Annotated in this window: 20 protein-coding genes; 15 read left to right on the top strand and 5 right to left on the bottom strand. The window is 32.4% G+C overall.

Translation table 11 applies throughout. The annotated features are described in order from the left end of the window. The 4 genes from KHA98_RS07055 to KHA98_RS07040 form a co-directional block, all read left to right on the top strand. A partial coding sequence (locus KHA98_RS07055) for an IS3 family transposase (protein WP_213256670.1) occupies nt 1–197 on the top strand: 197 nt, incomplete at its 5' end. A gap of 335 nt (nt 198–532) precedes the next feature. Next, nucleotides 533–1162: a DsbA family oxidoreductase gene (locus KHA98_RS07050; protein WP_213256668.1), complete on the top strand. Its 630-nt coding sequence runs from the start codon at nt 533–535 to the stop codon at nt 1160–1162. Between the two features lie 63 nt (nt 1163–1225). Beyond that, the gene (locus tag KHA98_RS07045; protein ID WP_213256666.1) at nt 1226–2083 is read left to right on the top strand and encodes an AraC family transcriptional regulator; all 858 of its coding nucleotides are present in this window, start codon (nt 1226–1228) and stop codon (nt 2081–2083) included. A 77-nt stretch (nt 2084–2160) separates the two neighbouring features. Next, the gene (locus KHA98_RS07040; protein ID WP_213256665.1) at nt 2161–3510 is read left to right on the top strand and encodes an amidohydrolase; all 1350 of its coding nucleotides are present in this window, start codon (nt 2161–2163) and stop codon (nt 3508–3510) included. A 51-nt stretch (nt 3511–3561) separates the two neighbouring features. On the opposite strand, the gene KHA98_RS07035 is transcribed toward KHA98_RS07040, so the two are convergent. Then, on the bottom strand, nt 3562–5343 hold the full coding sequence (locus KHA98_RS07035; protein ID WP_213256663.1) for a mechanosensitive ion channel family protein: 1782 nt from the start codon (nt 5341–5343) through the stop codon (nt 3562–3564). 311 nt (nt 5344–5654) lie between these two features. Here KHA98_RS07035 and KHA98_RS07030 point away from each other — a divergent pair, with 311 nt between their 5' ends. After that, nucleotides 5655–6635, top strand: coding sequence for a hypothetical protein (locus KHA98_RS07030; protein ID WP_213256661.1), 981 nt, complete (start codon nt 5655–5657; stop codon nt 6633–6635). Between the two features lie 56 nt (nt 6636–6691). Here the strand turns inward: KHA98_RS07030 and KHA98_RS07025 are convergent, their stop codons facing one another. Beyond that, nucleotides 6692–8464 (bottom strand): MutS-related protein, encoded by a 1773-nt coding sequence (locus KHA98_RS07025; RefSeq protein WP_213256659.1) that lies wholly within the window; start codon nt 8462–8464, stop codon nt 6692–6694. A 70-nt stretch (nt 8465–8534) separates the two neighbouring features. After that, nucleotides 8535–9368 carry a universal stress protein gene (locus tag KHA98_RS07020; protein WP_213256657.1) on the bottom strand — a complete coding sequence of 278 codons (834 nt, stop codon included), beginning with the start codon at nt 9366–9368 and terminating at the stop codon, nt 8535–8537. Between the two features lie 316 nt (nt 9369–9684). Between KHA98_RS07020 and mnmE the strand changes: the two genes are divergently transcribed. The 4 genes from mnmE to KHA98_RS07000 all read left to right on the top strand — a co-directional run bounded on the left by mnmE (nt 9685) and on the right by KHA98_RS07000 (nt 13585). Continuing rightward, a complete protein-coding gene (mnmE, locus tag KHA98_RS07015; protein WP_213256655.1) occupies nt 9685–11085 on the top strand; it encodes a tRNA uridine-5-carboxymethylaminomethyl(34) synthesis GTPase MnmE in 1401 nt (466 codons plus the stop codon). Between the two features lie 309 nt (nt 11086–11394). Beyond that, entirely contained in the window at nt 11395–11799 is a 405-nt protein-coding gene (locus KHA98_RS07010) for a helix-turn-helix domain-containing protein (protein WP_213256653.1), read from the top strand. Nucleotides 11800–12123: 324 nt separating this feature from the next. Beyond that, nucleotides 12124–12981, top strand: coding sequence for a helix-turn-helix domain-containing protein (locus tag KHA98_RS07005; protein WP_213256651.1), 858 nt, complete (start codon nt 12124–12126; stop codon nt 12979–12981). 97 nt (nt 12982–13078) lie between these two features. Continuing rightward, nucleotides 13079–13585, top strand: coding sequence for a hypothetical protein (locus KHA98_RS07000; RefSeq protein WP_213256649.1), 507 nt, complete (start codon nt 13079–13081; stop codon nt 13583–13585). Between the two features lie 10 nt (nt 13586–13595). Here the strand turns inward: KHA98_RS07000 and KHA98_RS06995 are convergent, their stop codons facing one another. Then, entirely contained in the window at nt 13596–15020 is a 1425-nt protein-coding gene (locus KHA98_RS06995; protein WP_213256647.1) for an amino acid permease, read from the bottom strand. Nucleotides 15021–15529: 509 nt separating this feature from the next. Between KHA98_RS06995 and tssD the strand changes: the two genes are divergently transcribed. The 6 genes from tssD (at nt 15530) to KHA98_RS06965 (ending at nt 22276) form a co-directional block, all read left to right on the top strand. After that, nucleotides 15530–15925, top strand: a complete 396-nt coding sequence (gene tssD, locus KHA98_RS06990; RefSeq protein WP_213256645.1) for a type VI secretion system tube protein TssD — start codon at nt 15530–15532, stop codon at nt 15923–15925. 194 nt (nt 15926–16119) lie between these two features. Beyond that, nucleotides 16120–17961, top strand: coding sequence for a type VI secretion system Vgr family protein (locus KHA98_RS06985; protein WP_213256643.1), 1842 nt, complete (start codon nt 16120–16122; stop codon nt 17959–17961). A 1-nt stretch (nt 17962) separates the two neighbouring features. After that, nucleotides 17963–19279 (top strand): N-acetylmuramidase domain-containing protein, encoded by a 1317-nt coding sequence (locus KHA98_RS06980; RefSeq protein WP_213256640.1) that lies wholly within the window; start codon nt 17963–17965, stop codon nt 19277–19279. After that, nucleotides 19279–19860 (top strand): hypothetical protein, encoded by a 582-nt coding sequence (locus tag KHA98_RS06975; protein WP_213256638.1) that lies wholly within the window; start codon nt 19279–19281, stop codon nt 19858–19860. Before KHA98_RS06980 ends, KHA98_RS06975 begins: the two co-directional genes overlap by 1 nt. A 396-nt stretch (nt 19861–20256) precedes the next feature. Then, nucleotides 20257–20661, top strand: coding sequence for a helix-turn-helix domain-containing protein (locus KHA98_RS06970; protein WP_213256636.1), 405 nt, complete (start codon nt 20257–20259; stop codon nt 20659–20661). Nucleotides 20662–21370: 709 nt separating this feature from the next. Next, the gene (locus KHA98_RS06965; RefSeq protein WP_213256634.1) at nt 21371–22276 is read left to right on the top strand and encodes a hypothetical protein; all 906 of its coding nucleotides are present in this window, start codon (nt 21371–21373) and stop codon (nt 22274–22276) included. Nucleotides 22277–22409: 133 nt separating this feature from the next. Here the strand turns inward: KHA98_RS06965 and KHA98_RS06960 are convergent, their stop codons facing one another. After that, nucleotides 22410–22841: a hypothetical protein gene (locus tag KHA98_RS06960; protein ID WP_213256632.1), complete on the bottom strand. Its 432-nt coding sequence runs from the start codon at nt 22839–22841 to the stop codon at nt 22410–22412. Between the last annotated feature and the right edge of the window lie 31 nt (nt 22842–22872).

The following is a 22872-nucleotide window of genomic DNA, read 5'->3' as shown; positions in this document are numbered from 1 at the left end:
TCGCATTGTCTGAAATTTTTGAAGATTTTGAGAACTTAAAAAAGCAAGTCCAGGAATCTATCTTTTTTTATAATCAAATTAGAGTGCATTTATCAATCAATATGCTGACTCCAAATCAAGCTCATTTGCAAAATCAAGTAAAATTGAAAACATGGAAAAAAATAAATCGGAACAAAAGCAATTCTGTTCCGATTTAATTAATTTTATATTATTAATTCAGTCAACCTTTTTCAGGATAACTCATGATAACTTTTTGTTGGTTTTGTTTCAAGTTCCAAGTTTCAAGTTCCAAGTTCCAAGTTTCAAGTTTCAAGTTTCAAGTTGCTTTACTTTGTGTCTTTTAACCGCAAAGACGCAAAGGTTTACGCAAAGTTCGTAAAGTTTTTTCTCAAAGCTTTGCGAACTTTGCGTTTTATTAAGCAACCAAAAATAAAAAGACCTTGCGTTCTTTGCGGTTAAAATCAACACAATCCAAAAACCTGAAACCTGAAACAAACAAAAACCTGAAACAATTTTTTATTAACTTTGTAATATGAAAATAGAAATTTGGTCGGACATCATGTGTCCGTTTTGTTATATCGGAAAAAGACAACTGGAAACTGCTTTAGAGCAATTTCCTAATGAAGAAATTGAAATCGAATGGAAAAGCTTCCAGCTTGATCCTACAATTACACCACAATCAGGAAAGGATGTTTATACGTTTTTAGCCGAACGAAAGGGTATGTCTGTTGAACAATCTAAAGAAATGCATAAAGGTGTCACAGAACGTGCAAAAAGCGTTGGTTTGGACTATAATTTTGACAAAGCAATCATTTCAAACTCCTTTACTGCACATCGAGTTATTCAATTAGCAAAAACTAAAAAGCTAGGCGACAAAATGGAAGAAATATTCTTTAAAGCCTATTTTACAGATGGTCGTGATTTAAATAATGGTCCCACTCTAATTGAATTGGCTGAACAAGCCGGACTTAATAAAGAGGAAGTTCTCAATGTATTAACTGATGAAAACTTATTCTCTAAAGAAGTTGAACACGATATTCAGGAAGCACAGGAAATTGGTGTGCAAGGAGTTCCGTTTTTTGTCTTTGACAGAAAATATGCTGTTTCCGGAGCACAGCCTGTAGAAGCTTTTGTTAATACTATTAATGAAGTTTTAAAGTAATTTTAAATATTCACTTTTAAGTTTTATTACAACACGATTCTTTAGAAGAATTAACCCGATATAATGCCAGTTAAAAAAGACCAAAATATACCGCTTCTTGGCCTTCAGGAATTCAAAACCAACCAAAACTGGCATAACGATCAGCTTTTATTTAATGAACTTCATGGCGAACGCCATATTGATAAACCACATCAGCACGATTTTTTTATAATCGTGCTTTTCGATGAGGCAAAAGGAGTTCACAATATTGACTTTATCGATTATAAAATCAGTAACCATCAAATTCATTTACTTTTTCCGGGACAAATACACAAATGGTATATCGAGCCTGAAACAACCGGTTATCAATTGATGATCGACAGAGATTTCTTCGAAAGCTTTTCTTCCGGTTTTCGATTTTCATTTGTTCAGTATCATAATCATCCCGTTATACAACTCAGTCAGGAATCTTATAAGCTTATTCATTATGAATTTGACGCTATTAAAAACGAACTGGAAAGCACAGATTGTCTTCCGGAATTAATCAGTACACGAACTTCAGTAATTGCTTCTATAATAAGCAAAGAAGCTGCAAAAATCTTTTCGGATCATGATATTTACCAAACTGAACCCCGCATTGCAAAGTTTCAGGAATTGATTGATCACTTTTTTAAAGAAGAAAAACTGGTCTCTTTTTACGCTTCAAAACTTCATATTTCAGCCAATTACCTCAATATACTCTGTAAAAAACATTTGAAAATTTCAGCAACACAATTAATTCAGCAACGAATTATACTGGAAGCTAAACGACAACTTAAAGCCACAACTCTTTCGGTTAAAGAAATAGCTTTTAATCTAGGCTTTGTAGATCACGCCTATTTTTCAAATTTCTTTAAAACACAAACCGGCATTAGTCCAACTAACTTTCGGGAACAGTTATAAATTTTACAAGCCTTGAGATAAATTTTTCAAAGCTTGTATTTATGCGAACTATATTTTTGTATTTCAAACTACTTCACATGAAAAACTCAAATATAACCCGCAAAGACTTTTTACGTAATTCTGTCTATGGCGTCGCTGGTCTTGTCGTTGGTTCAAGCTTTGTAAATACCGCAGCAGCTTCAGTAAATTCAGTAAATATTGAAACAGATTCCAAACTAAATTTAGCTGTGGGAAAAAATTACACTATAAAAAATGTTCGGTTAGAAACTGGTTTTGAATATGAAAAAGAAGAAGTTGTACGTACTAAAACCGAATTATTCTGCATTGAAATAAGCGATGGAAAAATAAAATCTATTTCTGCTAATAAACCTAACATAGAAGCTGTCGATGCAAAAGGCTTTTTGATGCTTCCCGCTTTCCGTGACATGCACATTCATCTCGATAAAACCTTTTATAATGACTGGCAAGCAGTAAAAAGAAGAACTGGAGGTGTAAAGGGAATGATTGCATTAGAACAGCAAATATTACCCGAAATGCTTAAAGATTCTACGCAGAAAGCAGAAAAATTAATTGAACTATTACAATCTCACGGCACATCTTTTGCCCGAAGCCATGTAAATATTGAACCAACATCAAAATTACAATCTTTAAAGAATCTGCAAAAAGCTTTAGAAAACAAAAAAAATACTTTTGGTGCAGAATTGGTTGCTTTTCCGCAGCATGGTGTTTTTTATACCGATTCTGTTCCGTATCTTAAAGAAGCGGCCAAAATGGACATTGACTTTATCGGAGGACTTGATCCCTACTCTATTGACGGCGCCATTGAAAAAACAATCGATTTTACAGTTCAGTTAGCTTTAGACAACAATAAAGGAATTGATATTCATTTGCACGAATCCGGAGAATCGGGAGTAAAAACCATTGAATATCTAATTGCTAAAGTCAATGAAAATAAAGCTTTAAAAGGAAAAACTTTTTTGAGCCATTGTTTTGCTCTTGGAAAATTGGATGCTGCTAAACAGGAAGAAATGGCAGAAAAACTAAGCAATGCACAAGTAGGAATTGTTTCTACTGTTCCGTTTGGAGGATTGATCATGCCAATTCCAACTTTAATGAAACATGGCGTAAATGTGATGACCGGAAACGACAGCATTATTGATCATTGGAATACATTTGGAACCGGAAGTGTTTTACAAAAAGCAAATCTTGCTGCGCAATTATACGGACAAGTAACTGAGCTTGGTTTATCCAGAATGCTAAAACTTGCTACAGCAGGTCCGATTCCTTTAGACGATAAAGGCATTCAGCAATGGCCAAAAACAGGAGATACCGCTAATTTAGTATTTCTTGATGCAAGTTGTTCTGCTGAAGCAGTTTCCAGAATCTCATCAGTACGCATACTCATACATAATGGAAACATCGTTTAAAGAAAAAGGCTAAAGAGTTATTTAAATTCTTTAGCCTTTTTTTATTATGCTTCACAGATTATAATCCTCATCTGGTTTAAAGCTTCCTTCATCTGGGTATTTTATACTATTTCTCAACTCTTCTACCCGTTTTGGATCGAACTTCGGTAATTGCAGTTCGTTATTCTCTTTCCATTTTTTAACTGTTTCAGAAACTTGATCCGATTTTTCGGTTGATCGTGACACATCACGCGAAATATATAATGTTTGAGATGGATAAGCCAAAGATGTACCGCTTTTTTCTATAATGTCCATCATGCGTAACAATAAATCTTCTTGTACTTCTTGTGATGTCTCAAAATTTATCGCTTTTATATAGGCTGTAATTTCAACCTTTAGAGCATCGGCTGTAATGCCGGTAAAACGTACAACAGGAGATGAATTTATAATTGCAGGATGTGAATACAATAAAGACCGGAGTTCAACTAACAGATATCGCATCTGATCGGGCGTTGTTTCCATCCTAAAATTAAAAATGGGATTAAAAATAAAGCGATCGCGATGTGCATAATTCTCTATTTTACTGGCCGATAGCTGTCCATTCGGAATAGTTACAATAGAACGCGCAGAAGTACGAAGTGTAGTAGAACGCATTCCAATAGATTCTACAGTTCCTTTAATATCATCAACACGGCAATAATCACCCACTCTAAGTGGCTGATCGGCAATAAGACTTACACTACCTACAAAATTCTCTATTGTTTTCTGAGCTCCCAAAGCCAATGCAATACCTCCAATTCCCAAAGCTGCTAATCCGGCTGTAACATCTACTCCGATAATTCCAAGCAGAGCAATAATTCCGATAGCAATAATTGCTGCTTTTGTCATTCGGCTTAAAAATAATACGGCAGATACTGCAGAAATACGACCGCTTGAGGTCATTCTGTTTCGGGTGTACATGCTTACAAAATCGGTTAATCGCCAAAACAATATCAAAACAGCTACAATTCCGATGGTAATTATTATAATGCTAAAGCGTTGCCGCACAATTATGGAAATTCCCATACGCTGCGTAAAAGCAACAAATAAAATTACTGCAAGATACATCTGAACCGGTAATGTCAGAGCTTCAATAATAGCACTTCCCTTTTCAGTATCTGCTTTTTTCCAAAACTTCTGTATCAGATAAGCAAATATCAAAATTAGTATTCGGGAAAGGAAATAAGATACTACCGTCATAATTACTACTACTGCCCAATGTCCTACAGGTACATTTCCTAATTTTTTTTCCAGTAAAACCTGGGGCAGTACTTTGTCCAGAAAAGTTTTTTCTCCTGTAACATCAGTTGCGATAATCGCCTCTACCGTTTCAGCAGAAAAAAGCCATAACGCAGCCTGACTATCATCTGACTGGTTTTCTACATACAATTGTATCGTTGTTTTATTAGTCGAAATATTTCCAACAAGATCTACACCAATAGCCAAATCATCATCTGTACGGCCAATTTCTTTATTACTAATAATAGAAGATGGCGATAAATTACCGCCCTGATCCAGCAGTGTCTGAAAAGTCTTTGCAATACGTATTCGTTCTGCCGTTTTTCGATACGAACGCTTACTTAAAACAAAGTATTGGCTGGCGCGTAAATAATTTTGTTCGCTAATGGCTTTTATAAATCCACTGACTGTTCCTTGTGGCGTTCTCCTGCCTAGAGAATCATCGGGAATTTTAACAGGTTCTTCTGTTGTGGTTTTTCCAGTACCTAACAATTGCGCTGTAGCTTTATCTGGCATCAGTATTAATACCAGCAAAAGCAGGAAGTAAGACAGTAAACGTTTAAAACCTAAAATCATGATTTTATCTATTTTCCGGTTGAATTACTAAAATAAGAAATCTAAAAGACAAAAGAGGTCTTTCTTTTAGAAAATGTAAATAATGAAGAACTATACAATGCTTTTTTTTCAAAGTAATTTAAATTAAACTAATAATATATTATGCCGTAATATTCTCCATATAAGGAAGAACGTCAAAACATTACCTACAATTCATAAACAAAACACATTCTATTGATTTACAAATACTTAAAAACAGGTAAATATACTTATCTGTAAGATTATACATTGCCTTAAATTTACTGACTCAAATATAAACAACCAATAAAATTATGCAAAACAATCAAAATTCAGACATCCCAAACGGATGGATTGGGGGATTTCCACCACCGAACTCACCAATGCAATATCCTACAAGAGATCTTTCGTCTCTACCCATGTTGAGTAATATGGATAATATCAAATTCCTCAAACGTCAGCTTGGTGTAAAATGGCCCGAGTTTAGCTGGGAAACTCAAAAAGATGCTCCTAATACTCAAAGATGTTACCAACGATTTGCCCCTTACGTTTCCCGAATTGGCTACACTGATGAAGGAAGAGTTTATTCCGTAATTTGTCCGCAACAAGGTATTTGGCTTAAAGATGAAATCTGCTTAAATGTAGAAGTAACGGTAACCGGACAAAGAGGCTGGGTTAACGAACAAACCAAAGAAATGGCTTTAGACATGACTGTTGAAGGCAAAATCTGGTTTACGCCAAGCGAACATCAGGGTGATAAAATAAAGGAAGTTTGGCCATTCTTAAGATATTATTTTCCGAAGTTTCCATTAAATAAGGAAAATGCCATTAGAGTCAATACCTATTTGCCAGGCCATCCCGATCAGCCAATTTTTCAGGTAAACAAAGGTCTTTCTCCAGATTATAACAATCCTTCGTTTGCAGTGCATCCGGAAGCTTTTACTACTTCGTATATCTCGGTAGAAATTGGTGATATAAAACCAACCAAAGATCCTATTGTTGATGACTTTAATGAATTAATAATGAAAGCTTTTAATTTAGCTTCGGGTAATATGCTTCAGCCTAATAATGTATTATCCTGGAATCTCTGGTCTGTTGCACCAGCTTTGGTTAATCAGGAAGAATGGAAAAATCATGCCGAATACTGGCGTAAATCAATAGATGCCCATCATGGTTCTCCCACTGGCGAAGGTACAAGCGCAAGATTTTTTGACGGTTCTTATTTTAATCCTGAACAAAGTGCAATAGACCAAATAATCGAAGATATTATTGCCTATATCAAATCGCATATTTAAACTAAAAAAGCCTAAAGAATCACTTTAATTCTTTAGGCTTTCTTTATAGTTAATTATTATATGACACCCATTTTTTGCATTAAAAAAGTAGCGCTTTTGTTTTGACAAATTCCGTCCCGAAGTTTATAATCAAAATGCAGTTCATTATTTTTAATTTCGACTTCAAAACATTTATTTGTCAGGGTTTCCGGGTATTCATTTGTGGTTAGACAAACTTCAATATCGTGAGTGGCAATTGCACCAATTGCTTTCTTGGCAATAATCTTCTTTACTACTTCTATAGTACCATTTCGTTTATCATCAGAATTGGTTCCTCTTAAAATTTCATCCAATAAAACAAAAGCAGGACCATCTTGCAAAACATCCATAATTTGTTTTAGTCGTTTAATTTCTGCGAAGAAATAAGATTCACTATCTGCTAAAGAGTCTGATAATCTCATCGAAACTAATACCGGAAGTGGATGAATATTAGCTTTTGAAGCACAAACAACTGATCCAATTCCGCCAAGTACCATATTGATTCCTAAACTTCTTAAAAAAGTACTTTTACCAGACATATTTGAGCCGGTCAAAATAATAAAGGATTGCGGATAAAAATCAACATCATTCCCTACTCTTCCATTTGGATTTAGCATAGGATGGCTTAAATTTTCAAATCCAATTTTATAATCAGAATTGATTTCCGGGAAGACAAAATCAGCATTATTGAAACTTAAATTTGCCAAACTATTCAAGGCTTCAAATTCACCAATAATAGTTACCCATTTTTCAAGTTCTTCAGAATAACTTTCTTTCCATTTCAGCAACGCTTTTAAAACATGCAGATTAAACAAAAAGGTACCATTAAAAACAATTGCCGTTACAAAATTACTAATGGTATCCATTCTAGAAAACAACTCCGATAATTGCTTTAAATGTTTACTGGCACTACTATTTTTAAAACCAAGTTGCCTCTGTAACTCTTTCAATTTTTCAGACTGAAATGTTTCTGTTTCAATTTTTTCAACCAATAAACTGTATTGCTTAATAATTTTATCAATATTATCTGCTTTTGCAATTTCAGATTGAATTCTTTTCATTGAACTTCCCAATACTGCTAAATTGATTATAAAAACATAAGTCAGGTAGGATAAAATTATGGTTTTTGATGTAATAAAATAAGCAATTACAAATCCAAAAAACACAGTAGGAAGAATAATTGACAATGCAATTAAAACTTTAGGTAAAGCATTATTTTTAAACGAGTTCCAATAAATTAAAGAATCATAAGATTGTTTTGTATCATTACTAATCGCTGCCAAAGCCTCGTAATCCTGACGCCAGTCTAGTTTCTCAGCCAACTCTTTTACAGCTTCCTGATTTAAGAGAATTTCTTTGTTGGAAGAAACACCCAATAACTTAGTCGCTAAAATTTTCTTACCAATAAAAGTCTTTGTTCTGTTTAGATTTTGAAATAAGGAATGTTCCCCAAAAATATCTAAATCGTAAGCATAAGGATGATGAAAATCATTAAATTCAATTCCATTCTCAAAAGGAAGTTTTTCCCTTTTTAAATACGAAATCTCATCATTGTTAATTTTTAAAGTTGCGTTGGTCAGTTCTCTTTTGAAAGATAATTTAGAGTGAACCCGCATTAAGAAAAGAAAACCAACAAAAGATAAAAAAGCAAAAACTGCAAAATAAGATTCTGCTGTTTTAATATAATAAAACAACATAAATAAGCATAAAAATATACTTAAAAGCCTTAAAACACTTATGCTATTGTATCTTTTGTTGATTGCATTATAAACGTTTGAATAGTGCGCAACTTTATCGAGATATTTCTCCATTTTATAAATTTAATGAAATACAAATATAGCTTTTACACTTTCAAAACCATGATTCATTTTTGGTAGATTTTTAGTGTTCGTGCATCACCAAAACCGGAATAGAAACTTCTTTAGCAATTTTTTTACTAAAACTAGTATCAAAAATAGATTCAAAGAAAGATCTTTTGTGTGTTATAGTAGTAAGAATATCAACATCTTTATAGAGAATAAAATCAAGAATTGTTTCTTTTACTTCATCACTTGGCAAGACCAGAAACTCTATATTTTCATCGACAAATTCTTTTTCCCATTCCTTGATTACAGCATCAGAGACATCTGAATTTGAAGTTTTAACATACAAACTTTTTACTTTTGCATCTGTTTTCTTTGCAATTTTCAAGATTCGGCGAAGCACCTCTTTATCTTTTTCACGATATCGGGTGGTAAAACCAATTGTTTTGACTTTTTTAAATTTGGCATCAACAGGAATACACAATACTGGCACATTTACTCCGGAAATCACCGAATTTGTATTGGAACCTGTAAAGAATTTGGTCCAGTCTGAAACTCCTGTAGTTCCCATAATTACAAAATCAATATGATCCTCTTCAACTGCATTTTTTAAATTATAAATTAAATCACCATCCATTAAACGGTGTTTTATCACAATGTCATCCAGTTTACGTTCAGACGCAATGGCACGAAGCTTAGGAATTTCATCCTTAAACATTTCAAATTTTGCTAATTCTATTGAACTATAAATCGAAGCATAATTCTCTGGAAAGAACTGACTGTCATAAACCGGAATCTCAAAAGTATGAAGCAAAACAAGTTCGGCTTTGACAATTTTTGCAAATTCTAAAGCATGTACAAACGCATTTGTAGCAGCTTCAGAAAAATCTGTTGGAAATAATATCTTTTTCATTTTATATAAGATTATTAAGGTTTATTACTCAAATTTAATCATTCTAAGAATAAATCAACCTGATAATTATCAGGAAATTAACATTAAAAAAGTCCAAAGTCCAAAAATTGAGAGTCTGAAAGTCCAAAGTCGAAAGTCGAAAGTCGAAAGTCGAAAGTTAAAACTTGAAACTTCAAACTTGAAACTTCAAAACCTAAAGCAAAAATGAAAGTTCAAAATTGGCGTTTATGGCTTAAATGACAATCAATAACTCAAAACTCATAATTCGCAACTCACAATTCATGATTCTTTTAGCCCTTTTTTATACCTTTGCACCATGATAAATCAAGATTCTATAGTCGCATTGGCCACTCCATCAGGAGCCGGAGCTATTGCAATCATTCGTATTTCAGGTTCTGATGCAATCACTATTGGTGATTCTGTTTTTAAATCTATCAAAAACAAGGATTTAACGAAGCAAAAAACGCATACTTTGCATTTAGGACATATTGTAGATAACGAAAAGACACTTGATGAAGTTTTGGTTTCTGTTTTTAAAGGCCCAAATTCTTATACAGGTGAAAATACGATAGAAATTTCCTGTCACGGATCTACTTATATTCAACAGCAGATTATTCAGTTATTATTGAGAAAAGGTTGCCGAATGGCAGATGCCGGAGAATTTACACTAAGAGCTTTCCTGAACGGAAAACTTGATTTATCGCAGGCAGAGGCTGTTGCAGATTTGATTTCATCTGATAATGAAGCTTCTCACCAAATTGCCATGCAGCAAATGCGCGGCGGATTTAGTAATGAAATTGCTAAGTTGAGAGAAGAACTTTTAAATTTTGCTTCACTAATAGAACTGGAACTGGATTTTGCTGAAGAAGATGTAGAATTTGCAGATCGCGGTCAGTTTCATGAATTATTAAATCGAATTGAATTTGTATTAAAACGTTTAATTGATTCATTTGCTGTTGGAAACGTAATAAAAAACGGAATTCCGGTTGCTATTGTGGGGGAACCAAACGTAGGGAAATCGACTTTGCTAAATGCTTTATTAAATGAAGAAAGAGCAATCGTTTCTGATATTGCAGGAACAACGCGTGATACTATTGAAGATGAATTGGTTATTGGCGGAATCGGTTTTAGATTTATAGATACTGCAGGAATTCGCGAAACCAAAGATGTTGTAGAAAGCATTGGAATTAAAAAAACCTTTGAAAAAATAGACCAGGCACAAGTCGTAATTTATCTTTTTGATGGCTTAAAATTTCAGATTTCAAGCTCTGAATTCGTTTCTGAAATAGAGCAAATAAAAAACAAATATCCTTTAAAACCCTTAATCATTGTGGTGAACAAAAAGGATATTTTGTCTACAGATGAAGTCGCAAACATTACCAATAAACTTGAAAACCTGAATGCCAAACTTTTATTAATTTCTGCGAAAGAAAAAATTGGCGTTGAAGATTTAAAGAATGAATTGCTTTCTTTTGTAAATACAGGTGCGCTACGAAATAATGAAACTATTGTAACAAATACCAGACATTATGATTCGTTACTTAAAGCTTTAGACGAAATTCAAAAAGTAAAATATGGTCTTGAAACTAACCTTTCAAGCGATTTAATTGCATTAGATATTCGCGAAGCTTTATACCAATTTGGGCTTATTACAGGTCAGGTTTCTAATGATGAATTGTTAGGAAATATTTTTGCTAATTTCTGCATCGGGAAGTAAAGAAACGACGCAAAACAACAGTAAACAAACGAGTTAAGTTATTTGTAAACAATAATTTATCTCGTTTTTTATTTACCTTTTTTTAGAGTTTTATCGTTCTTTTGATTAATTATCCCTTTTTTCTACTATAAAGGATATTTTATACTTTTTCATAATAAGTAGATTCAAAATTCTTAAGCGAAATTCTATTCTTTCAAAAGGATATTTTATCCCGAATTAGATATATTATCTTACAAAAATGAATACGTTTTTATAGTATATTTTTCTATCTTTGAAATTCAGGATTTTTAGAAAAAATTGATATTCATTATGGAACAGAAAATACATCAGGGAAGAAACGTAAAACGCTTTAGAGAAATGCTTAACATAAAGCAGGAAGCATTGGCTTATGATCTGGGTGAAGACTGGAACCAAAAGAAAATTTCTATGCTGGAACAAAAAGAGGTTATTGAAGAAAATTTGCTGAAACAAATCTCTGCAGTATTGAAAATTCCTGTTGAAGCTTTTCTGAATTTTGATGAAGAGCAAGCGATAAATATTATTTCTAATACTTTTCATGATACACAAGGCTTGATTAATTACAGCCCAACTTTCAATAATGATCCAATCGACAAGATTATCCAACTTCATGAAGAAAAAATTGCTTTGTATGAAAGGATGTTGAAGGAGAAAGATGAAATGATGTTGAGGCTTGAGAAACTGATTAAGCAATAATTGTTTATAAAAAATAATAACGCTGAAAACTCCAAAGTCTTATGATTTTGGAGTTTTTTATTTTAATATAATTTCTGAATTTTATTGTTTGTATATTATTTAGCAAAAACCAAATAAATTATAGATTTGATTAAGAAGTGGCTAAATCCCGATCGTGCGGATTTGTAATCCGTGCCCGCAAAGTACATCTCAACAGATTTAAAATGAAAAATCAGTTTTTATTAAAAACAGGCACAGAAAGAATTTTCGCGCTATCTTTATGCATACCCAGCACATACTTTTTTTATCTTTGGAGAAATTAAATCTTCTAAAGCTTACCAAAAAATGAGCAAAATAAACACTTTTACGCTCGAACATCACAAAAGCTTGTTTACAAACCAAAATGACAAGAAAGACTATTTTTTTGTACAAATTGAAGATCATCCGTACATAGATATCCCCTATCGGGCTGAAAGTTATGCTATCGAATTTTTAAAAAAAGGCAGCATTGTAATGCAGACACAATTGGATAAAATTGTAATAGAAGCGCCTGCAATTTTGGCGCTTGGTTCAAACGTTATTAGAAGTTTCAGTAAGAACAGCGAGGAAATTTTAATGGATATTATCTTTTTTAAACCTGATTTTTTTCTGGAAAGTCAGGCAAATATTTTTTTTCTTTCCCAATATGAATTCTTCGAAAATAGTTACAAACATGTTTTTCCCTTAAACAAAAAAACGAAACCGAAATTTGAACCGCTTTTTTCTTTAATTCAGGAAACATTAAAAGAGGATCATTTTCATCAGGCTTCAATTCTTAGAAGTTATTTGTATATTTTGATATATGAATTGGATTCAATCAAACAAAATCTTCCGAATAAAGAAATTCAGAATCCTTTATTTGAAAAATTTAAAGAGCTTTTGGTCAAAAATTTTATCAAACATCGTTCTCCATCGTATTATGCAAACAGCTTAAATGTGACAAGAAAATACCTTTCGGAAGTAATAAAAAATAACAGCGGCAAAACCACACGCGAATGGATTGAGGAAATAGTAATTTTAGAAGCCAAAATTTTGCTTCAAAACAAATCACTTACAATCAACCAAATAAGTAATACACTCCATTTTTCGAATCAATCTGTTTTTGGAAAATTCTTTAAAAATTGTACTGGATTTTCTCCCTTAGAATACCGAAACAATTCGTAACAAAACCGACTTTCTGACGAACATATCAGACTTTTATCCCTTTATTTATACAACAAATAAACAGAGTTTTGTATTGATAATTCAATACCTAAAAAACATGTCAAAAAAAGCTCAATTTGTAGTTATTATACAAGATACCGCCGCTTGGATGGAAAATCAGGCAAAGAGATTCTATACTACTTTATTTTCATCTGAAACCATTGGTGAAAAATACGTTGCCAAAACACTTTCGATTCAGGCACTTTTTAAAGTTCAAAACGATTTTAATATTGAAGTTTTAATGGTTCATGAGAATGAAACGCCATCGTCTTTTCTTCAATTGAATTCTTCCCGAATTTTAAATGAAAAAATAGAAGCAAAAAAACCAATTTGTATCGAACATATTGTTTATTCTGATGTCGAAGAAATTCAAGTACTTTTTGATCGTGCCGAAGTAATTGCCAAACAAAGAAAACATGATTTTGTTTGGGTAAAACTTTTTGCTTCTGATTTTACTTTGAAACAAACGCTTCTTTCTATGAACTATAGTTTATTTGATTTTCAAGAAGATTCAAATGAAATTCTTCCTGAAAATCAACTTTTTCTAAAAAAAGAAATTATCTAACTAAATCTACCTATTCTTTCTTTTTAAAAATCTTATAAAACACAAAAAGAATCCCCAGCCAAAGCGGAATTAATTCTACAGATAATTTCATATCTGTGATCCACATGATAGATAAAATACCCAATAAAAATACAAAACAGATGTAATTGCTTACCGGATAAAATATAGAGGCAAACTTAGTTTTTGTGTTTTCTTTGTCTTTTGCACGTCTAAATTGAAGGTGTGTATACGAAATCATAACCCAGTTAATAACGAGGCAAGACACTACTAAAGACATTAAAATACTAAAAGCTTCTTCTGGCATTACTTTATTTATTATAATACAAATAGCGGCAAAGCATGAAGAAATTAAAATAGCGTTTACTGGTACAGAGTGTTTGTTTAGCTTTTTTAGAAATTGAGGCGCGCTGCCCTGATCTGCTAAACCAAATAACATACGTGAGTTACTGTAAACACTACTATTGTAAACTGATAAAGCGGCAGTTAATACAATTAAATTAAGGACATTGGCAATAAGACTTGTAAAGAATATTTTTTTACCAAAAAGCTCAAATTCCATTCCGTTTAAATTCTGAAAAACCATTACAAACGGACTACTGTCTGTTGTAATTTGCTGCCATGGTGACAAAGCAAATAAAATGACCAATGCGCCTACATAAAATATAAGGATTCTGTAAATAACCTGATTGGTTGCTTTTGGAATGTTTTTTTCCGGGTTTTCTGCTTCGGCTGCAGTAATTCCGATCAGTTCCAAACCTCCAAAAGAAAACATAATTAAAGCCATTGCAGATAATAGTCCCTGATAACTGCCATTGGTAGTTTTTTCGAAGAAGCCTCTCGGAAAAAAGCCTCCATCATTGTATAAATTATGAATTGTAGCATGCTCTCCTCCTGTTCCACTTACCAGTAAATAAGTACCAAAAAGTATCATGGCAATAATAGCGACCACTTTTATAATTGAAAACCAAAATTCGGTTTCTCCGTACACTTTTACAGAGGCAAAATTTAAAGCATTAATAACGAGAAAGAAAAACAAACTGGATGCCCAAAGCGGAATTTCTGGCCACCAAAACTGTACATAAACCCCAATGGCTGTAAGTTCGGCCATACTAACCAGAATATACAAAATCCAATAATTCCAACCCGATGCAAAACCGGCAAAAGAACCACAATATTTATAGGCAAAATAGCTAAAACTTCCTGATACAGGTTCTTCGACAACCATTTCACCAAGTTGTCTCATTATAAAAAAAGCGATAATTCCGGCAATAGCATATCCTAAAATCACAGATGGTCCTGCAAGTACGGCTGCCGGGCCAATGCCCAGGAAAAGACCTGTTCCTATAGATCCGCCTAAGGCAATTAACTGAATGTGACGGTTAGTTAGTCCACGTTTAAGCTGATTCTCTTCTACAGCATCATGATTATTTTTCACAAATTAGGTTTTAAAGGAGTTAAATGTTTTCAGAAATGTATAATCAGCGAAGATAACTTAAAAAAGGAATCCTATTCCCTACAACTCAAATTTTTTAAAACCTAATATAATAAAGATCCTTGATCAGGAAATATCACTTCTGCCGCAAGGGGCAAAAACTTTAATTCTTCATTTTAAATGTAGCGACTTATTAAACACGAAAAAATCCTGCAATTTGTCACGATATTTATAAATATCATATTCTTGTATATTTAGCGTTTTTTCTATTTTCAAAATAATTATTTTTTTTACGAAAAATAGTACATAAATAAATTGTAAGTTAAAATTTCAGTTGTATATTCGTACAAATATTGATTACGGAATCTTCCTCTCCTTCCTACAAGAAGTAATTTTAACGAAACAGGTATTCTACAATCATTATAGAATACCTCTTTTTTTTTGTTAATACTAGTCATACAAAATAGAGAGGATTCTGAAAAACATTTTTTAACAACTTAATTATTTTTATTATGGCATTTAAAGCAATTTTAGAATTTGAAGGAAACGAGTACCAAGTATTATTCTCAAAAGTAGATATGATAAGACATACTGATGGTAAAGGAGCTGTTTCATCTGAAATTAAAGGGGGTAGATTAAACTTAAAAGTAAAATCTACAGACAATACAACAGTTATTGAGCAAGCGGTAAACAGCCAGCACAAACCGGTAAGCGGAAAAGTAAAATTTTTTAAAGCAGATTCTGAGCAAGTAATGAAAGAACTTACTTTTGAAAATGCTTTTATCGTATTCTTCAGCGAGCAGTTAGACGCTTTGGCAGAAACTCCAATGACTACTGAGATCACTTTCTCTGCAGAAAAAATCACATTAGGCAATGCAACATTAAATAACAACTGGGCTAGAGTATAATCTTTCCCATCCTAATAAACCAAGAAGCGGTATTTTACTACTTCTTGGTTTTTTATTATACCATTTATTAAACGAACCATTGATTAGCAGTACCTCTATTTTCAAAACATGACATTTTTAGCTTAAAATCGATTTTGGTACAAGGACTTTAAAACTATAATCTATTTCAGTTAAAATTTATAACCAAACACATTATGATTATACCTAAAATTATATTTGGTATTGATAGAAAAGAAATATCCCACTTCACCTCTATCGAGCTACACCAAACCATTAATAACCATCATCATTTTAAAATCAGTGTTCCGCATTCTGTGATCGAAAACCCCAGAGCGTACACTATGCAGAGCGCCCAAAAATGGCTGGGCGGAGTTTTGCACATTGCTTTTGACAACAATAATAGTTTTTTAGGAATAGTAACCAATATTCAATATGCCCAGGAATTGGGACATGTGGGAAGCCAGATTATTATTTCGGGTTATTCTAAAACCATACTTCTTGAAGCGGGGCCAAAATTAAGTTCCTGGGAAGATACCAATTTGCAGGATATTATTAAAGAAGTCATCCAAACCGCAGCAGGTGAAAAATTACAAAATAACATTCAACCTGAGCTCACGAACAATTTAAATTATCAAACCCAATACCTTGAAACCGATTTTCAATTTATACAACGCTTAGCTAAACAATACAACGAATGGTTGTATTATGATGGAGAAAAACTTTTTTTTGGTAAACCAAATCCCACTACACAGTATACAAAACTGATTTATAACAAGGATCTTTATAACCTGAACATTTCTGTTCAGGTAATTCCTAACCAGTTTGCAGCTTTTAGTTATAATGAAGATATAAATAAATTGTACCAGGCCAAGACCAGAGACGAAATAGAAGGATTTCCTAAATTGGGTACAGATGCTATAGCAGCATCTCAAAAATTATATACTACATCATCATTAGAATATGGCAAAATTGCGACCGGCGACGATATGTATTTGCAAACTATTCTGCAAAGCAAACAGCAAAGCGCCGCAGCCGAATCTAATTTTATAACCGCAACCAGTCGAAACACAAGCTTACGAATTGGTATGAGTATTAGTATAGATGCCATGCAAGTAAAAGATAAATTAGCTGCATATATGAGCGGACAAGACATTAATAAAATAAACTACGAAACCAACGAAGTAGGAATCTATATTATTACCGAAATAACACATAAAGCCAGTAACATAGGCGAATACGAAAACACTTTTAAAGCCCTGCCTGCCAAAATACGCAAGTTGCCGGAACCTAATATCGCGTTTCCTTTAGCCCAAATGCAGCAAGCGGAAGTAGTCGCCAACGACGACCCAAGAGGACAAGGCAGAATACGTGTAAAAATGTTATGGCAAGCCAATAAACAGCAGCGTACACCATGGTTGCGTGTAATGACTCCAGATGCGGGAACCAGTGGCGAGGTTAATACCAACCGTGGAATGGTTTTTATTCCCGAAGTGGGCGATCAGGTTATGCTGGGGTTTCGTTACAACGACCCTAACCGACCATTTGTAATTGGGAGTTTATTTAATGGTAAAACAGGTGCTGGCGGACAAGTACAAAACAACATAAAAAGTATTTATACCCGAACAGGAAGCACCATTACTTTTGACGAAGGAGCTTCTAGTATTCTCGTAAAAGACCCATCTGGCAATACCTGGTTTATGGATGGAAATGGAAATATTGAAGTTACAGCCCCAAAAAACATTAATATGAATGCAGGAGAAAATATAACCATGTCTGCAGGGCAAAATATTGTGGCTACGGCACAAAAAAATGTAAATGTTGTTGCCGGAGAAAGCATTACCGAAATTGCAAATCATGATTATAATTTAACAGCGAGTAATATTATAGAGACTGCGCTACTGGGCAAGAAATCTCAAGCTAAAAAAATTACAGAAACCATGAAAATGGGTAATTACGTTGGCAATAAAGAAAATGTAAATGTAAGAAGTGGAACAGAAGTATATGTTGATAGTGGTAAACAGGTAAAAATGCAATAATATGAATGAAAGTGGAAATATAATACGTAACATATTTGGAGAATCTTATAAAGAAGCCGAATCTATCACAATAGATGCTTCTGAATCATTAACTTTTTCCTCTCCAAAAGAAGTGACTTTTCACGGAGAAAGAGGAGGAAAAATTTTTAGAGATTATGTAAACAAATACGATTTTGTCCCTTTTGCAGAACTACAAAAAAGCGATGACTTAAAAGTTGTTGCTACAAGTGAGTCAACTCTTGTCTATTCATTGACAGAAGACATCTACAAAGTAAAATCTGATCTTAAAATTGAATTTAACGCTGAAGCCCTCAAAAAAGAAAAAACAATATTAAAGTTTAAACTTCGCAAAGCAAATAAGGAAGCAAACGATCCAGACGGTTACTTAAAATACAAACTAACAGCCATAAACGGGCAGGAATTTGTTGTTAACCATAAAAAAGAAGTAGAACATGATTTAGGAATAAAAAACTATAATGACATTATTGAGATTACATTTAGTAAAAACTTAATGGAAACCGTACAGTTTATTGATTTTTATTTTAAAGACAACTCAAATGATTGGTTTGACATGAAAGGTGATCTACCGGACCAATGGGAACATTGTGGACGTGTGACTATTGGAAAGGAACCTATTTGTTATTGTTTAAATAAAGGGTTAGTCGATAGATCCTGTTTGGGTAAAGGAGCAAAGGTTTCTGATGAAGATTATAAAAAACTAGCTAACGAATTGGATACAGAAGAAGCAGCTATTTATGCAGTTTCAAAACGTGAATCATCAGGAAAGAGTTTTACAATACAAAATGGAAAGGAAATCTCCAAAATTTTATATGAGCGCCATTATATGTTCCGATTACTTTCATCAAAATATGGAGAGTCATTTGCAAAGGCAAAAATGGAGACAAATCCATATTTAGTAAATAGCACCTCAGGGAAATATGTATATGATTCTGAAGGAATAAAACAGCAAAATGAGGAAATTGCTTCTCACGAGAAATTTAATAAAGCAAGAAAAATCGATGAAGATATTGCTATACAATCTTGTTCTTGGGGAGCTTTTCAGGTAATGGGAGAATACTATAATCATGATTATGAAAGTCCCCAAGAATTTGAAAAAGCAATGAATATGTGTGAAAAACAACAACTTTCTTACTTTAAGACTTTTTTGCTAAAAGTTAAAACAAAGGCACATAAGGCTCTCAAAGATAAAAATTGGGAAAAATTCACCTATTGGTATAACGGTGCTAATTGGAAAACAAATAATGAAACATATCCTACCGATATGGAGAAATATTACAAAGAATATAAATCCAAATAATGAATTTAAAAAGTAAATTAAACTTAATACTGTTATTCTTGATAATATTGCATTTATATGCTTGCAATAAAAAAAACAATACAGTCAAAAATATTAGTATTCCACGTGAGAATACTATTAACAAAAAAAAGATTTTCTTACAAGATAGTACTCTGTACAACAGAAACCCTTATCTATTAAATTTTATCACATCCGATTACGATAGAAATGGAATTAAAGATACGGTATATCTATTAGCCAAAGACTCTATTGTTGAATTTTCTATTCTTTTAAATGGAAAAATTAAAATAAAAAATTTGAAACTTTTGATACCGATGTCTGATTATGATAGCGAAAGAATGCATAATTTTTTCTTATTTGGAAATGATAGTGACACAATATCGCTTAGACAAGAATATGGTGCAACTAGAGATGGTATGTCTTATATAATTTATTATGATAGACATAATAAAAAATTCATAGCACGATACATTATATATAATTTCCAAAATAATAAAAGTGATGAAATGATTGAAGATACAATTTTCAAAAATAAAAGCATTGAACAAGTAGATATGTATAAATATTTTAAGCTAGATTAATTGATTTAAAAAATCATTATGAATGAGAAAAAGAAATAAAATTATATTTCAGTTAATGTTTACTATTTTGATTTTATCATCATGCCAAAATAAACCCGATAGCGCGGATTTGCTATCCGTGCCTGTCACAACAAGACACAAAGCAAATCATCAAATACAAAGCCACATAAAAGCATGTAACATTTTTTAAATTTAAAGAAACCAAACCAATCTTTATGGTAACGGATTACAAATCCGGACTATCGGATTTGCCAGAAAGTAAAAGGATTAAACTTTAAATATAAAAAAGATTACGTTTGTTACATGTAAAAAAATACCCTAAACTGTATCTTATCAAATCAATGATGTTTTTTACGGATCATTAAATTTATTAAAATTTTTAAATACCTTTGAATTATGAGCACAGAAACTAGACCCAGAAATATTGGCCGAAATATCAGCCGAATAAGAGAGCTTCGCGGTATGAAACAAGGAGCACTTGCTGATGCTATTGGAACAAGCCAGCAGACAATTTCCAGCATTGAAACCAGCGAAACTGTTGATTTTGAAAAATTGGTACAAATTGCAAAAGCTCTTGGCGTGACGGTAGAAGCTATTGAAAATTTTACAGAAGAATCTGTTTTTAATTTCTTTAATAACTTTTATGATAATAGCGCTAATAATGGTCAAGGAAATGGAAACACTAACCATAATGCTTGTACTTTTAATCCTCTTGATAAAGTTGTTGAGCTTTACGAACGTTTGGTTCAGGCTGAAAAAGATAAAGTTGAATATTTAGAAAAATTAATGAAAGGGAAATAACATTCCCGCTCACAGAATTTCTTATAAAAAAATGCGCAAATTACTTTGCGCATTTTTTTTACCCAATTGCGCAGATTTGTAATCCGTTCATTAAATTTAATGATACTAGATTTGAAGGGTTTGATCTTTCGGATTATAGAAATTTGATTCCTAATTATTATCCGTATTCCGGAAAAAAATAATTATCAAGTTTTGATTATTGAACTTTATAATTTTCACATACAACTGTTGGAAATATTTATCTCAATATGTGTTTTAAAATTGAGAAGAATGGGAAGCTTATTGATAAAAAAATCATAGAACGACAAAGACAAACGAAATTAAATAGAAAGAGCAAAATTCTTAATTAAAAAGACCCGTTTGGTGAGATGACAGAAAAATTGTAATGGCAAGTGAGAGAAGGATTTTTTTTTGAAACTTTCAATATATTCTATTAAAGAATAAAATATTAAAAAAGAAAAAAAAAAGCAGTTGTCCTGATGGTCAGCTGCTTTTTTTATTTCTGAAGTTCTCGAATTATAAATAGAGAAAGGAACAAGAGGGATCTTAATATTAGGGAATATTCTTTATACGTTTTTCGAAGTTATCTCAATAATATGTGCGAAAATTAACACAAATATATTTGAAAATATAATTAATGACTGTATATTGTACACCTATTTTTAGTGCCATTAAAAATAGTAAAAAGCGGTAATCAACAACAGCAACTATGAAAAAGATTTTTATCGGGTTAATTATTTTTAACTGCAATTGGTTTTATGCTCAAGGAGTTTTGCCTTACACTGATTATTATAAAACAACTCAAGAAAAATACCCCAAAACAATGACTTTTGAAATAACACAGCAACTAAACGCAATGGTTAATGATAAGACAAGTAAAATTCAAACCTCTTTTGAAGTTGAATTTCTTGTATTAGAAAAAAAACCAAATTTTAATGTATATCAAGTTAGCAAGACTAAAGTAGTCAATCACCCAAGTCAAGAAAATACTTTTTTAGCCTTTTTAGAAAGTTTAGAAGAACTAACCTATCCTATTAAAATCCAGACAACATCTCAGGGAGAATTCGTCAAGATGGTAGAATACAAAGAATGGCTTGAAAAGTGGGAAGAAAATACAGCCTTATTAATGCAGGAATACGAGGGTGATGGAAATGCTAAAGATATTTTAGAAAAATTTAATCTGAATATCTACAACGAAAAAAACTTTACCCAAAACAAATTTAAAGAGCCCTTTTGGAACTTAATATTTTTTAATCCAAAGGTAGATCAGGATGATGTGCAGGCCAATCAGACAATAAACTGGAATATAAAAACTATTGGAAAATTAGAATGTACAGGAAAAACAAAATTTACAAAATCGGATCAAAATGAAACGTTGCTCTGCTTCGAATCACAGCAGATAGTAAATACCGACTGTATGGATATGATAAATTTTAAAACAAGCAATGAGACCAATCCAGATCCTTATGTGGCAGATGTAAAAATAATTACAGCTTTTGACGGATCCTTAGGGAAAATAAAGTGCAAAAGTTCAGTTTTTGAAATTCAGTCAGAAAATTTCCAATATAAAGAAGAAACAATTTTAAAAATAAAATCAGAACCAAAGTCCAAATAAAAATGGCAAAAGGAGAAATTATAGTTGAAGGAGCTAAATGCTTTCGCTCCAATTCTGTTGCTAATAATAGTAAAGCTACAGCAGTACGATTAGCAGTCAAACAATAAATTATTTCTTCTTATTTCTTCTAAAACTAATCTTCTATTCCTATAATTTTCATTTCTATATTTCGTATCACTTCATTGCATTGGGCGCAGGCAAGACCTTTCTTTTGTTCATACCATCTGCATTTAGATCTGATTCCGCAATATTGTAATTCTGATGATTCATCATTGCCAATAATATCTATCACATTATTTATAAGCCCACACTCATGTTCTGCTTTGTCCCATTGCTTACATCCGGATTTGGCACATGCACCAGAAAATCGAAATCGCTTTTCAGGTTCTCTTCCCTTCAAAGCTATACTCATAAAAGTTTCATCAACCTCTATTGGTTCTTTTAAGTAGTCAATAAGTCCATCGGCATTGACAATTCCGTATAGTTTTGCTCCCGGTTTACAGACGTAACTAGGACAAGTTAAATTTTGCTTTTCATCAGTCGAAAAAGTATTTATTGGTTCCATATCTTGTTTTTTTTAACTCTTATCAGAACTG

This window comes from Flavobacterium branchiicola (assembly GCF_018383905.1).
Lineage (GTDB): Bacteria > Bacteroidota > Bacteroidia > Flavobacteriales > Flavobacteriaceae > Flavobacterium > Flavobacterium branchiicola.
The sequence above is the reverse complement of the archived record's forward strand: the minus strand, read 5'-3'. Positions and strand labels throughout refer to the sequence as shown.

Excerpts from the sequence above, each read along its gene's own strand:
- KHA98_RS06980 (WP_213256640.1), top strand. The coding sequence starts at position 17,963 with ATGAATGAAAGTGGAAATATAATACGTAACATATTTGGAGAATCTTAT.
- KHA98_RS06965 (WP_213256634.1), top strand. The coding sequence starts at position 21,371 with ATGAAAAAGATTTTTATCGGGTTAATTATTTTTAACTGCAATTGGTTT.
- KHA98_RS07010 (WP_213256653.1), top strand. The coding sequence starts at position 11,395 with ATGGAACAGAAAATACATCAGGGAAGAAACGTAAAACGCTTTAGAGAA.
- KHA98_RS06985 (WP_213256643.1), top strand. The coding sequence starts at position 16,120 with ATGATTATACCTAAAATTATATTTGGTATTGATAGAAAAGAAATATCC.
- KHA98_RS06970 (WP_213256636.1), top strand. The coding sequence starts at position 20,257 with ATGAGCACAGAAACTAGACCCAGAAATATTGGCCGAAATATCAGCCGA.
- KHA98_RS07005 (WP_213256651.1), top strand. The coding sequence starts at position 12,124 with ATGAGCAAAATAAACACTTTTACGCTCGAACATCACAAAAGCTTGTTT.
- tssD (WP_213256645.1), top strand. The coding sequence starts at position 15,530 with ATGGCATTTAAAGCAATTTTAGAATTTGAAGGAAACGAGTACCAAGTA.
- KHA98_RS07040 (WP_213256665.1), top strand. The coding sequence starts at position 2,161 with ATGAAAAACTCAAATATAACCCGCAAAGACTTTTTACGTAATTCTGTC.
- KHA98_RS07035 (WP_213256663.1), bottom strand. The coding sequence starts at position 5,343 with ATGATTTTAGGTTTTAAACGTTTACTGTCTTACTTCCTGCTTTTGCTG.
- KHA98_RS07045 (WP_213256666.1), top strand. The coding sequence starts at position 1,226 with ATGCCAGTTAAAAAAGACCAAAATATACCGCTTCTTGGCCTTCAGGAA.
- mnmE (WP_213256655.1), top strand. The coding sequence starts at position 9,685 with ATGATAAATCAAGATTCTATAGTCGCATTGGCCACTCCATCAGGAGCC.
- KHA98_RS07025 (WP_213256659.1), bottom strand. The coding sequence starts at position 8,464 with ATGGAGAAATATCTCGATAAAGTTGCGCACTATTCAAACGTTTATAAT.
- KHA98_RS06960 (WP_213256632.1), bottom strand. The coding sequence starts at position 22,841 with ATGGAACCAATAAATACTTTTTCGACTGATGAAAAGCAAAATTTAACT.
- KHA98_RS07050 (WP_213256668.1), top strand. The coding sequence starts at position 533 with ATGAAAATAGAAATTTGGTCGGACATCATGTGTCCGTTTTGTTATATC.
- KHA98_RS07030 (WP_213256661.1), top strand. The coding sequence starts at position 5,655 with ATGCAAAACAATCAAAATTCAGACATCCCAAACGGATGGATTGGGGGA.
- KHA98_RS07020 (WP_213256657.1), bottom strand. The coding sequence starts at position 9,368 with ATGAAAAAGATATTATTTCCAACAGATTTTTCTGAAGCTGCTACAAAT.
- KHA98_RS07000 (WP_213256649.1), top strand. The coding sequence starts at position 13,079 with ATGTCAAAAAAAGCTCAATTTGTAGTTATTATACAAGATACCGCCGCT.
- KHA98_RS06975 (WP_213256638.1), top strand. The coding sequence starts at position 19,279 with ATGAATTTAAAAAGTAAATTAAACTTAATACTGTTATTCTTGATAATA.